This window comes from Prauserella halophila, assembly GCF_024171895.1.
Taxonomy (GTDB): Bacteria; Actinomycetota; Actinomycetes; order Mycobacteriales; family Pseudonocardiaceae; genus Prauserella; species Prauserella halophila.
On sequence record NZ_JAMTCQ010000015.1, the window covers coordinates 76,936 to 89,615 of the forward strand.

A 12,680-nucleotide genomic window follows, 5' to 3' on the forward strand; every position below is an offset into this window, starting at 1 on the left:
CGTCTCGCGCGTCATTCCCATTCGATCGTGCCCGGCGGCTTGCTCGTCACGTCCAGCACGACCCGGTTCACCTCGGCGACCTCGTTCGTGATGCGCGTCGAGATGCGCTCGAGCACGTCGTAGGGCAGCCGAGTCCAATCCGCCGTCATGGCGTCTTCGCTGGAAACGGGACGCAGCACCACCGGATGGCCGTAGGTGCGGCCGTCGCCCTGCACGCCGACGCTGCGCACGTCGGCCAGCAGCACCACGGGGCACTGCCAGATGTCGTGGTCCAGACCGGCGGCCGACAGCTCCTCGCGGGCGATCGCGTCGGCGGCGCGCAGCGTGTCGAGCCGGTCGCCGGTGACGTCACCGATGATGCGGATGCCCAGGCCCGGACCGGGGAAGGGCTGACGGTGGACGATCGTCTCCGGCAGGCCGAGTTCGAGGCCGACGCGGCGCACCTCGTCCTTGAACAGCAGCCGCAGCGGTTCGACGAGCGTGAACTGCAGGTCCTCGGGCAGGCCGCCGACGTTGTGATGGCTCTTGATGTTCGAGGTGCCGGTGCCGCCGCCGGACTCGACGACGTCCGGGTACAGCGTGCCCTGGACGAGGAACTCGGCGTCACCCTGTTCCTTGAGATCGCGCGCGGCCTCCTCGAAGACGCGGATGAACTCGCGCCCGATGATCTTGCGCTTCTCCTCGGGGTCACTGACGCCTGCGAGGGCGGCGAGGAACTGCTCGCGCGCGTCGACGGTCACGAGGTTGACGCCCGTCGCGGCGACGAAATCGCGTTCGACCTGGGTGCGTTCGCCCGCGCGCAGCAACCCGTGGTCGACGAGGACGCACGTGAGCCGCTCCCCGATCGCCCGCTGCACGAGCGCGCCCGCGACGGCCGAGTCGACGCCGCCGGACAGGGCGCAGATGGCGTGCCCGTCCCCGATCTCGGTCCTGATCCGCGCAACCTGTTCGTCCACAATGGACGATGTTGTCCACTGTGGACGAATGTGGGCGACCTCCTGCAGGAACCGGCGCAGCACCTCCTGTCCGTGCGGGGAATGCGCCACCTCGGGGTGGTACTGCACGCCCGCGAACCCGCGGCCGACGTTCTCGAACCCGGCCACCGGCGCACCCTCGCTGCTGGCCGTGACGTCGAACCCCTCGGGCGCCTTCGTCACGCAGTCGCCGTGGCTCATCCACACCGGGTGCCGCGCGGGCAGTTCCTCGTGCAGCTGCCCGCCGGAGACGTCGACCTCGGTGCGGCCGAACTCGCGGGTGCCCGTGTGCTCGACGGTGCCGCCGAGAGCGCGAGCCATCACCTGGAAGCCGTAGCAGATGCCGAACACCGGCACACCCGCGTCGAACAGCGCGGGATCGACGTCCGGCGCATCGCCGGCGTACACGCTCGACGGGCCGCCGGACAGGATGATCGCCGACGGGTTGCGGTCCAGCATCTCCGCCATCGACGCCGTGTGCGGCACGACCTCGGAGTACACCTGTGCCTCCCGCACCCGGCGCGCAATGAGCTGGGCGTACTGCGCGCCGTAATCCACGACGAGGACCGGCCCCTCGGCGGTTCCGTCCGGACCGGCGGGCGTGTTCTCGGGCACGAGCAGGACCTCCTCGCTGCGACATTCGGCTGCACCCATCGTCGCAGGTGAGCCGACGGCCGCTGCCGCCAGGTGGGCCGGACACCGGCGGGCGTGACGGCGGACACGGCGGCGCAGCGGTGGGCACTGCGACAACACAGCGGGGGGTACGGCGGCCGCGCAGCAGCGGGCGTGACGGCGGGTGAGCGGGGCCACATAGAGTGCGCCCATGAACACAGCAGGCTCGCCGGATTTCGAACTCGATGCCGACACCGAAGACGCCGACACCGAAGACGACGAGACGTACACCCCACGGCCGCGAGACGCCTGGATCGCCGGGCGCGCGGAAGCGGGTTCGGCCACCGCGGTCGTCACCCATCCCGCCGACGACACCGAGGTGGCGACCGTCGCGGTGCCCTCGCGGGACCAGGCGGCCACCGCGGTGGAGGCCGCCGTGGGACTCGGCAGGCTCGACGACGAGGAACTGCGGACGGGCGCGCTGCAGCTCGCCGCGGGCGAGCTCGAATCCCGCCGCGACGAGCTCTCGGAACTGATCACGGCCGAGAGCGGCATCCCGCTGCACTGGGCACAGCGCGAGGTGGACGAGGCCGTCGCCGTGCTGCAGTACGGCTCCCGGCATCCGCTACCGCGCGAAGGCCGGGCGAGCAGCGACGGCGCAGCGACGACGCTGATCCACGACGTCCCGCGGGGACCGGTGCTGGGCGTGGTGTCGCCGGAGGCCCCGCTGCGCAGCGCCGCCCACGCGGTGGCCGCGGCATTCGCGGTGGGTGCACCCGTGGTCGTGGCGGCCGGGACGGCGACGCCACTGTCGGCGCTGGCGCTCGGTGAGGCGCTGGGCGAGGTCGGCCTGCCCGAGGGTGCGTTCTCCGTGCTGCCGGGCGACGAACCGGAGGCCGACGACCTGGTACGCGTCGACGCGCCCGCTCCGTCGCGGGGCGCCGCCGTGGTCGTGACCGGCATCCCGGGCCCCGCCGATGTCGGCGACGTCGCCGAACGCATCGCCGTCGCCGCGACCCGGCAGGGCGGGATGCGGCCGGAGGCGGTGCGACGGGTGGTGCTGTGCTCGGCGGTCGCCGACGAGTTGCTGCCCGCGCTGACAGCGGCCGTCGAGGCCCAGCCGGCCGGCAGCGCCTACGACACGTCCGTTTCGGTGGGCACCCTGCCCGCCGACGTCCTCGAGCGGTCGGCCGCGTGGCTGGCCGACGCCGCGGCGGCCGGCGCGACCGTGCTGGCCGGCGGTACCTCCGGCGAGCCGACCCTGGTCACCGGCATCGAGGACGAACCCGGCTGCGGGCCGGTGCTGGCCGCGACGGTGGCCGACGAACCCGAGGAGGCACTCGCCGCAATCGCCGCGCCCGGAGCTGCCGCACCCGCGGTGGGACTGTTCACCGGCGACACCGCACTCGCGATGCGGGCACGGTCCCAGCTGGAGGCGGCGCGCGTGGTCGTCGGCGACGTGCCGGACTACGACCCGGCCACCGTCCGCGTCACGATGCACGCGATCACCACGCCCCAGCTGACGACGCTGACCTGACGCGCGCCTCCGGTTCCGGGCCCGTGTTGCGGCTTCCCGGGCCCGACAGCCGTCCCGTGGACGCGCTGGTGCACCGCCGGCGCGTCCACGGAGCCTCGGCGGGGCCGTCGTACAGGTCGGCCAGATGGTGCGCCAGCGTGCAACGGTGGAACGGGTCGCCCGTGACACCGATCCGAGCCCAGAGGCGCAGCAGGTCACGGCGGGCCGTGTCGCTGTCGCCGTTCCGTCCGACGGATACGGCCGACACGATGGCATCCATCGTCGGGTCGGGTGCGGTAGCCGGTGTAGCGGTCCTGAACGGGTCTCCTCGGTCGGGTCGGCCGGTGGCGGGGACGTGCCACCGGCCGAGCGACCGTCGGGCTTCAACCGACTCGAAGGTCAACCCGCCTCTGCCGACCACGCCTTCCCCACGTCACGGCACGTCGCGATCCGGCCGCCGTGCGCCGAGCACGACGACCGGATCGTCGAGGGACCGGATCGATGAGGAAGGTGGCCGGGCGCAACACGGCGTCCGGAACCCGCAACACGGCCCCCGGAACCGGCAACACAACCCCCGGAATCCGCAACACGGCGTCCCGAATGCAGGGCACACGCGGCGTGCGGGTTCCGGGCGGCGGTGCGGCGGGTTCCGGGGTGGTGCGGTCAGACCGGGGTGACGGGGAGGCGGAGCGCGCCGGGTGCCTCGTCGGGAACGGCGGGGCGGTGCGGTGCGACCGGGTCGATCCGCCGGTACGGCTCCCCCTGTGCGGGCCGGCGGTCCTCCTCGCCGACGTTCGGCCAGAAGGAGAACGCCCGCTCGGCCTGTGCCGTGATCGTCAGTGACGGGTTCACGCCCAGGTTCGCCGTGATCGCCGAGCCGTCCACGATGTGCAGGTTCGGGTAGCCGAACACGCGGTGGTACGGGTCGATGACGCCTTCGTCGGGGTTCGTGCCGATCGGTGCGCCACCGATGAAGTGGGCGGTCAGCGGGATGTCGAAGACCTCACTCCACGTGCCGCCCGAGACGCCGTCGATGTGTTCCGCCGTACGCTGCGCCGCCTCGTGGCCGGAGCGGATGAACGTCGGGTTGGGCTCGCCGTGCCCCTGCTTCGACGTGTACCGGCGACGGCCGAACAGGCCCTTCTTGGTGAACGTCGTGATCGAGTTGTCGAGGCTCTGCATGACGAGCAGGATCACGGTCCGCTCGCTCCACTTGTAGGCGTTGAGCATCCTCGCGGACTTGAGCGGATGCTTGATCATGTACTTGGCCAGCTGCTTCCACCGCGGCTCGGCGAGGCTGCCGTCGGTGGCGATGGTCTGCAGCAAGCTCATCGCGTTGCTGCCCTTGCCGTAGCGCACCGGCTCGACGTGCGTGTTCTCGTCGGGGTGGATCGACGAGGTGATCGCGATGCCCCGGCTGTAGTCGTGTTCCGGGTCGACGTCGGTGCGCGCGGCGCCGAGGATGGCCTCGGAGTTGGTGCGCGTCAGCTCGCCGAACCGGTTCGACAGCCGCGGCAGCGTGCCGTTGTCGCGCATCGCGTGCAGCAGCTTCTGCGTGCCCCACGTGCCCGCGGCCATGACGACGTGGCCCGCCGTGACGGTCGTGGTGAACTTCTTCGACGTCGTGCCCGTCTTGCGCAGGTCGACCTCGAACGTCCCTCCCCCGCCGGCTACGCCCTCGTCGACGGCGGTGCCCCCATCCCCACGGGGACGCACCGCCGTCACCGTCGTCATCGGCACGACGTGCGCCCCGCCCTGCTCGGCCAGGTACAGGTAGTTCTTGACCAGCGTGTTCTTCGCACCCACGCGGCAGCCGGTCATGCAGGCCCCGCACTCGGTGCAGCCCGTGCGCGCCGGACCGGCGCCGCCGAAGTACGGGTCGGCGGCGCCCTTGCCCGGCTCGCCGAAGTACACGCCGACCGGCGTCGAGTGATAGCTGTCGGCGACGCCCATGTCCGCGGCGACCTTCTGCATGACCTCGTCGGACGGCGTGACCGTCGGATTGGCGTTCACGCCGAGCATGCGGCTCGCCTGGTCGTAGAAGGGCGAGAGCTCGGACTCCCAGTCGGTGATGTGCGACCACTGCGGGTCCCGGTAGAACGGGGCGAGCGGCCGGTACAGCGTGTTCGCGTACACGAGCGAACCGCCGCCGACACCCGAGCCGGCGAGGATCATGCAGTCCCGCAACATGTGCACCCGCTGGATGCCGTAACACCCGAACTGCGGAGCCCACAGGTAGTTGCGCACATCCCACGAGGTCTTGGCGAAGTCCTCGTCGGTGAACCGCTTGCCCGCTTCGACGACGCCGACGCGGTAGCCCTTCTCCGTCAGCCGCAGCGCCGCGACGCTGCCGCCGAATCCGGAGCCGACGACCAGCACGTCGTAGTCGAGGTCCGTCCTGCCATCACCAGCGATGGTGTTACGCGAAGTCACAGCAAAACTGTAACGAGCCGGGCACCTCCTGGCCAGAGGTAAGTTACCAATGCGTCACTTCACCTCGTGTCGTCGAGTGACACTCGGTAACACGACCAGCGGAATCAGGCCCCGAGGTGCCCTTGGGGCGCCCCGCTGAGCTCCAGGGCGACCCAGGGGCTTGCTCAGTGGCGGACGGTCAGTTCGACGCGCTGGAACTCCTTGAGGTCGGAGTAGCCCGTCTTCGCCAGCGCCCGCCGGAGCGCACCGAACAGGTTGACCGTGCCGCTCGGGTCCTGCGACGGCCCGTGCAGCAACGTACGCAGGTCCACCACACCGCCGTTGTCGCCCGAACCGGCCGGAGCAGCGCCCGACCCCACCCGGGCCACGTGTGAGCGCGGCAGCGACGGGTGCGCCGCAGCCGACGTCCAGTACAGGCCCTGGCCCGGCGCCTCGGAGGCCGCGGCCAGCGGTGCGCCCAGCATGACGGCGTCCGCACCGCACGCGACGGCCTTGGCGATGTCCCCCGAGTGCCGCACCCCGCCGTCGGCGAGGACGTGGACGTAGCGGCCACCCGTCTCGTCGAGGTAGTCGCGGCGGGCGGCCGCGGCGTCGATCAGCGCCGTGGCCATCGGGACACCGATGCCGAGCACCTGGTCCGTGCTGGTGACGCCCGGGGTGTAACCGTGGCCGACGATGACACCCGCAGCACCGGTGCGCATCAGGTGCATCGCCGTGCGGTAGTCGCTCACCCCGCCCACGACCACGGGAACGTCGAGGTCGGCGATGAAGTCCTTGAGGTTCAGCGGGTCGGTATCGCTCGCGCCGCCGTCCTCTCCGACGTGCTCGGCCGAGACGATCGTGCCCTGCACGATGAGGATCTCCACCCCCGCGGACAGCAGATGCGGCGTGAGCTCGGCGGCGTGCTGCGGGCTGACCCGCGCCGCCACGGTGACACCGGAGTCCCGCACCGTGCGCACCGCCTCGGTGAGCAGGTCGTGCCGGATCGGCGCGGCGTGCAGCTCCTGCAGGCGCTGCACCACCTCGGCCGGTGCCGCGCCGTCCTTCGCGGCCTCGGCGACCTTGGCCAGCGCGCTCTCGGCGTCGGCGTGGCGCGCCCACAGGCCCTCGGCGTTCAGCGCGGCGAGCCCGCCGAGCCTGCCGACCTCGATGGCCGTGTGCGGCGATACGACCGCGTCCGTCGGGTGTGTCACGAGTGGCAGGTCGAACCGGTAGGCATCGATCTGCCAGCCGGTCGACACCACCTTCGACGACCGCGTCCGCCGCGACGGCACGATGTCGATGTCGTCGAAGTCGTACGACCGCCGGGCGGTCCGTCCCATGCCGATCTCGACCAGATCCCGCACGTGTAGTCCTCTCTCGCTTCCCGGATTCCGCCGCCTGCGGCTCCGCGGCCCGTCGGCCCGCGTACCCGCCGCCGGCCCGGGTACCCGCCGTCGGCGATCAGCCGCAGCCCCGGCGTGTCAGCGCGTCGTGTAGTTCGGCGATTCGACGGTCATCGTCACATCGTGCGGGTGGCTCTCCTTGAGCCCGGCCGCGGTGATCCGCACCAGCTGCGCCCGCTGCAACGCCGGAATCGTCTGCGCGCCCGCGTAGCCCATGCCGGACCGCAGCCCGCCGACGAGCTGGTGGACGACGCCGGCCAGCGGGCCGCGGAACGGGGTGCGGCCCTCGATGCCCTCGGGCACCAGCTTGTCCTCGGACAGCACGTCGTCCTGGGCATACCGGTCCTTCGAGAACGACCGCGTGCCGCCGCGCGAACTCATCGCGCCGAGCGAGCCCATGCCGCGGTAGGTCTTGAACTGTTTGCCGCCGACGAGCACGACCTCGCCGGGCGCCTCGGCGGTGCCCGCGAGCAGGCTGCCCAGCATCACGGCCGAGGCGCCGGAGGCGAGGGCCTTCGAGATGTCGCCCGAGTACTGGATACCGCCGTCGCCGATCACCGGCACTCCCGCGGGCCGGCACGCCTTGTCGGCCTCGTGGATGGCCGATACCTGCGGCATACCCACGCCCGCGACGACCCGCGTGGTGCAGATCGACCCCGGGCCGACGCCGACCTTCACGCCGTCCACGCCCGCGTCGACGAGCGCCTGCGCACCGGCCCGCGTGGCGATGTTGCCGCCGATCACGTCGACCGCGTCGCCGAGCTCCTTCTTCAACGTCGCCACCGTGTCGACCACGCCCCTCGAGTGGCCGTGCGCGGTGTCGACCACGAGCACGTCAACGCCCGCGTCCGCCAGCGCCATCGCACGCTGGTGCCCGTCGGCGCCGACACCGACCGCGGCACCCACGATCAGGCGCCCGTCGTCGTCCTTGCTGGCGTCCGGGTACTGCTCGGTCTTGACGAAGTCCTTCACCGTGATCAGCCCGCGCAGCTTGCCCGCACCGTCGACGATCGGCAGCTTCTCGATCTTGTGCTTGCGCAGCAGGCCCAGCGCCGCCTCCGCAGTCACGCCGACCTGAGCGGTCACCAGCGGCGCCGGTGTCATGACCTCGCGCACCTGCTTGGAGTGGTCCGCCTCGAACCGCATGTCGCGGTTGGTGATGATGCCCACGAGCCGGCCGGACGCATCGGTCGCGGGCACGCCGGAGATGCGGAACCGGGCGCACAGCGCGTCGACCTCGGCGAGCGTGTCGTCGGGCGAGCACGTCACCGGATCGGTCACCATGCCCGCCTCGGAACGCTTGACGATCTCGACCGCCTGCGCCTGCTCGTCGATCGGCAGGTTGCGCTGCAGCACACCCATGCCGCCCTGCCGTGCCATCGCGATGGCCATCCGCGCCTCGGTGACGGTGTCCATCGCCGCCGACAGCAGCGGGATCCGCAGCGACACGTTGCGCGAGACCCGGGTCGACGTGTCGACCGTACTCGGCACGATGTCCGACTCGGCGGGAAGCAGCAGCACGTCGTCGAAGGTCAGCCCGAGCAGCGCGAACTTGTCCGCCATCACGGCGGCGTCGTCGGCACCACCGGGCACGGCGGCGCTGGAGTCGGAGTCGGTGAACTCGCTCGGCATAGGGCGGCGAACCTTCCTCGATGCATGGGGGCTGCGGGTGACGGCACGGGGCGAAACGCCTCGTAATCGATGGTAGCTGGACGGATGGGGGTACCTTGCCGGTACCGTGCAGCCCGTGCCGCACGACGTGTTGCCCCCAGACCCATTCGCCGACGACCCCGACGACCCGGCAAAGGAGGCCGCCGAGCTCGACGAGCCGGCCGGTGAGCCGATTTCCGAGGAGGAGCGCACCGAGCTTCTCTCGGACCTCGCCGACCTGGCCGTCTACCAGGCACTTCTCGAGCCGCGGGGGGTGCGTGGAATCGTGGTGGACTGCGGTGAGTGCGACCTGCCTCACTACCACGACTGGCATCTGCTCCGTGCCAGCCTCGAGCAGCTGCTGGCCGACGGCCGTATGCGTCCCCACGAGCCGGCGTTCGATCCGGAACCCGCCGACTATGTGACGTGGGACTACTGCCGCGGCTTCGCCGACGGGATCACCACGACGGAGAACGTGTACTGAACCGCCCACGTTCTCCGGCCCGCCACCCCGATGGCCTGTGACTCCGCAGTCCTGTGGGGTCACAGTCCTGTGGGGTCACAGTCCTGTGGGGTCGCGGTCCTGTGGGGTCGCGGTCCTGTGGGGTCGCGGTCCTGTGGGGTCACAGCGGGCCGCGGGCCATCACCCGCGGGCCGCCGACGGCGGTGAATCCGCATCGGCTCGGCCACGGCCCGCGTGTCCGGGCCGAGCATGCGGTTCGCCGTACGCGAACCTGTTCGCGTACGGCGAACGTGTTTCTCGTGACGGCCCCGGCCGTACATCGGGACCGACCCCGATGACGACCCCGGCCCGATCGCACGAGCGGACAGCGAACCAGCAGGGCAGCATCCGGCAGAACCGCGAATGCCCCACAGGTCACACACCTGTGGGGCATTCTGTCGCTGGCCCAGGCCCGCCACCGGTGTGTTCCGGTGCGCCTGTCCCGTGCGCGTCGTGTCCTGTGCGCGCCGTCCCCGCGAGCATCGTGCCCGTGGACGTCACCGCATGAGCGTTGCCCCGTGAACTCGGGTGCGCCCTGGCGCGGTCAGCTGGAGCTGCCGGCCATGGCGGGCGATTCGTGGGAATCGCTGCCACCCGACGAACGGCCGGTCTCGCCGCTCGTATCGGTCGACGGCGTCGGAGCCTCGGAGCTCGACGTCTCCGTGGTCGTGTCGTCCGGCTCGGTGGTCGTCGGCTCGTCCGGACCGGTCGACGTGGTGTCCGTCGGGTCGTCCGGGCCGGGCTCCGGCTGGGATCCGGTCGACGACGACGAGTCCGGCGACGAGGAATCCGACGAGGTCGAGCTCGACGACCCGTCCTTCGACGTCGACGCGGGCGGGTTGCCCTCGTCCGGGTGACCCTGCAACCGTTCCATCAGTTGCATGTGCCGCGCCTTGAGCTGCGCGGCTTCCTCGGTCGCCGTCACGTTCTTCAGGTCCTGCTCGGCCTCCGACAGCGCGAAGCGGGCGTCGGCGTAACGGTCCGAGGCGAGCGCGAGACGAGCCTCGTCCATCGACGAGCGCACCGACGCAGCTGCCTCGACGGACCGGGCGTGATCGGTGTACAGCACCTTGCTCAGGCCCCACAGCGTGTCGCCCGGCTGGGCGTCGCGGGCGGCGAGCGCCGTGCCCGTGAACCCGATGGCCAGCACCGCAGCGGCCGCCGCGACCGGCACCATGAACCGCCGCTTGTGCCCGCGGCCTGCATGCCGCTTGGCCAGCGAGGCGGTCCTGATCTCGGTGGCGGCCGTGTCGGCATCCACCAGCTCGGGAACCCGTTCGCTGTCGATGTCCCGCCGCCATGCGAGCAGCAGCTCACTCAGCTCCGCGTCGCCGAGTTCGTCGGCGACCTTCGCGTCGGGCCCGCCGAGCGCATCGAGCAAGGCGTCGTCCGCCTGCACGGCGCTGAGATCGGCGGGAGTGTCGGCGAGCGCGGCACCGTCGGTGCCGCTCCCCTGCCCGGCGAATTCGGTGTCGGCGAGTTCGGCACCGGTGACGTCCGTGCCGGCCAGTGCCGTGCCGGCGGGCTCCGTGTCCGCAGGGGTGATGTCGACGACCTCGGCAGGCTCGACAGCGTCCGCGCCGTCGACCGTGCCTGCAGCTCCGGCAGTGCCTGCATCGCCTGCGCTGTCCTCGGAGCCGGCAGTGTTATCGAAACCGGCAGCGTCCTCGAAACCGGCGGTGTTCTCAGAGCCGGCGGTGTTCTCGGAGCCGGCAGTGTTCTCGGAGCCGGCAGTGTCCTCGAAACCGGCAGTGTCATCCGCGGTGTCATCGACATGCATCCCGGCGGACTCGACTGCTCCGGCGTCCTCGGAGTCGCGTTCCGGCTCGTCGGCCGAACCGGCAGGACCGGTGTGTTCCGTCACTCAGACCACCTCCTCAGCGGCCAGCACCTTGCGCAGCCGTGCGAGAGCACGGTGCTGAGCGACCCGGACCGCGCCGGGGGTCGAGCCCACGGCCTCCGCGGTCTCCTCCGCGGACAGCCCGACGACCACACGCAACACCACGATCTCGCGTTGTTTCTCCGGCAGGACCTGCAGCAGCTTCGTCATGCGCTCGTTCAGCTCACCCTGGATGGCGAACTGCTCGGGCCCGACGTCACGCTCCATCTCGTCCGGCACATCGGCGACCGGATCCGCCTTGTTCCGGTGGGCCGCGCGGTGCGCGTCGGCCACCTTGTGAGCGGCGATGCCGTAGACGAACGCCAGGAACGGTCGTCCCTGGTCGCGGTAGGAGGGCAGAGCGGTGAGCACCGCGAGACACACCTCCTGAGCTACGTCGTCTGCCGAAGCGTACGAACGCTCCTGCCTGCCAACACGGGCGCGGCAATACCGCACCACCAACGGACGGATCGACGCGAGCAGCCGCTCGACCGCTTGCTGATCTCCCTCAACAGCGGCGGCGACCGACTCGTCCAGTCCATCCCCCACAGTGGCCATCGCAGACAACGATCCCGGTGTTACGTCTCGGTGTGCATGAAAAACGGTGTGCATGAAAAGCGGCGCGCGGGCTCAGCGTCCCTCACGCCGGTGACGTGACCACAGTACCCGGCCACTCCTTGAGTTCCGCGTGAGTTCGCGGCACTCGGTGGCGCAGGTGATATGCCCCACGGCCGGATCTCGGTCGTAACCCGCCGCATCGCCGCATCCGGTACCCGTCACGCCCGTCACGACGGACGCCCCCTGTCGGGGATACGGACGATGCAGGCGGCGCGACACGGATCGCAGCAGCTCACAGGAACGCCAGCGGACACCGTACCGCGCCCCACAACACCCACGGCTTCGCAGGCATCGGGGCTTCGCAGGCATCGGGGCTTCGCAGGTACCGGGGCTTCGCAGGCACCGGGTGCACCCACGGCCGCTGCACAGGCGACGGGGCGCGGCATGTCGGCATGCCGCGCCCCGTCGGCGTTCGTCCCCGGGCGGCGGGTGTTGGTGGTGACGGCTCGCGTCAGGCCACGAGACCGCGACGGAAGCCGTGCGCGACGGCCTGTGCGCGATCGCGCACGCCGAGCTTGCGGAACAGCCGGCGCGCGTGCGTCTTCACGGTGTCTTCGGACAGATACAGCTCGCGGCCGATCTGGCCGTTGCTCTTGCCCTGGGCCATGCCGCGCAGCACCTGCAGCTCGCGCTCGGTGAGCTGGACACCGGGGTCGGAGGGCTGGCGCTGGGCGGGCACGGACGTGCTGGCGAGCGTGTGCGCGAGCGCGGCCACGAGCTCCGGACGCGAGGCGTCCCAGCGCAGGTAGCCCCGCGCGCCGCCCGCGATGGCCGCCGCGATGCTGCCTGCGTCGTCCGGAGCACCGAAGACGATCACGTTCGCCTGTGGGTTCGCGGACACGAGACGGCGCGTGGCCTCCACTCCGGTGGGCACGGCGCGCTGCGTGCCCACGAGCACGACGTCGACCGGCTGCCGGGAGTAGCGGGCCAGCAACTCGTCACCGTGCGCTACGCAGTCGATGCGGGCGACGCCGGGCACAGCGGACATCACGCGCGTGAGGCCTTCGCGGACACTGCGTCGGTCGTCACAGATCAAGACCGTAGTCACGGGGGTTCCTTCCTGCAGCCGGGTGACGTACTACCTCCACTATCGGACGCTTGAGCCCGGACC

At 71.3% G+C, this 12,680-nt stretch carries 9 protein-coding genes; 2 read left to right on the top strand and 7 right to left on the bottom strand.

The features are described from left to right. Nucleotides 1-11: 11 nt before the first annotated feature. Nucleotides 12-1,628, bottom strand: a complete 1,617-nt coding sequence (gene guaA, locus LY41_RS22190; RefSeq protein WP_253866254.1) for a glutamine-hydrolyzing GMP synthase — start codon at nt 1,626-1,628, stop codon at nt 12-14. Between the two features lie 169 nt (nt 1,629-1,797). On the opposite strand from guaA, the gene LY41_RS22195 reads away from it, so the two are divergent. Next, nucleotides 1,798-3,123 carry an aldehyde dehydrogenase family protein gene (locus LY41_RS22195; protein ID WP_253866256.1) on the top strand — a complete coding sequence of 442 codons (1,326 nt, stop codon included), beginning with the start codon at nt 1,798-1,800 and terminating at the stop codon, nt 3,121-3,123. A gap of 642 nt (nt 3,124-3,765) precedes the next feature. Here the strand turns inward: LY41_RS22195 and LY41_RS22200 are convergent. The 3 genes from LY41_RS22200 to guaB all read right to left on the bottom strand — a co-directional run bounded on the left by LY41_RS22200 (nt 3,766) and on the right by guaB (nt 8,483). Further along, nucleotides 3,766-5,535: a GMC oxidoreductase gene (locus LY41_RS22200; RefSeq protein WP_253866258.1), complete on the bottom strand. Its 1,770-nt coding sequence runs from the start codon at nt 5,533-5,535 to the stop codon at nt 3,766-3,768. Between the two features lie 164 nt (nt 5,536-5,699). Then, complete coding sequence (locus LY41_RS22205; RefSeq protein WP_253866260.1) at nt 5,700-6,881, bottom strand: GuaB3 family IMP dehydrogenase-related protein; 1,182 nt, start codon at nt 6,879-6,881, stop codon at nt 5,700-5,702. A 117-nt stretch (nt 6,882-6,998) separates the two neighbouring features. Then, nucleotides 6,999-8,483 (bottom strand): IMP dehydrogenase, encoded by a 1,485-nt coding sequence (gene guaB, locus LY41_RS22210; protein WP_253866449.1) that lies wholly within the window; start codon nt 8,481-8,483, stop codon nt 6,999-7,001. A 175-nt stretch (nt 8,484-8,658) separates the two neighbouring features. Here guaB and LY41_RS22215 point away from each other — a divergent pair, with 175 nt between their 5' ends. Beyond that, nucleotides 8,659-9,054 carry a DUF5319 domain-containing protein gene (locus tag LY41_RS22215; RefSeq protein ID WP_253866262.1) on the top strand — a complete coding sequence of 132 codons (396 nt, stop codon included), beginning with the start codon at nt 8,659-8,661 and terminating at the stop codon, nt 9,052-9,054. 562 nt (nt 9,055-9,616) lie between these two features. On the opposite strand, the gene LY41_RS22220 is transcribed toward LY41_RS22215, so the two are convergent. The 3 genes from LY41_RS22220 to LY41_RS22230 all read right to left on the bottom strand — a co-directional run bounded on the left by LY41_RS22220 (nt 9,617) and on the right by LY41_RS22230 (nt 12,617). Next, entirely contained in the window at nt 9,617-10,936 is a 1,320-nt protein-coding gene (locus LY41_RS22220) for an anti-sigma-D factor RsdA (RefSeq protein ID WP_253866263.1), read from the bottom strand. After that, nucleotides 10,937-11,509, bottom strand: coding sequence for a sigma-70 family RNA polymerase sigma factor (locus LY41_RS22225; RefSeq protein ID WP_253866265.1), 573 nt, complete (start codon nt 11,507-11,509; stop codon nt 10,937-10,939). It abuts the gene before it with no gap. Nucleotides 11,510-12,020: 511 nt separating this feature from the next. Then, entirely contained in the window at nt 12,021-12,617 is a 597-nt protein-coding gene (locus LY41_RS22230) for a response regulator transcription factor (protein ID WP_253866267.1), read from the bottom strand. Nucleotides 12,618-12,680 lie beyond the last annotated feature (63 nt).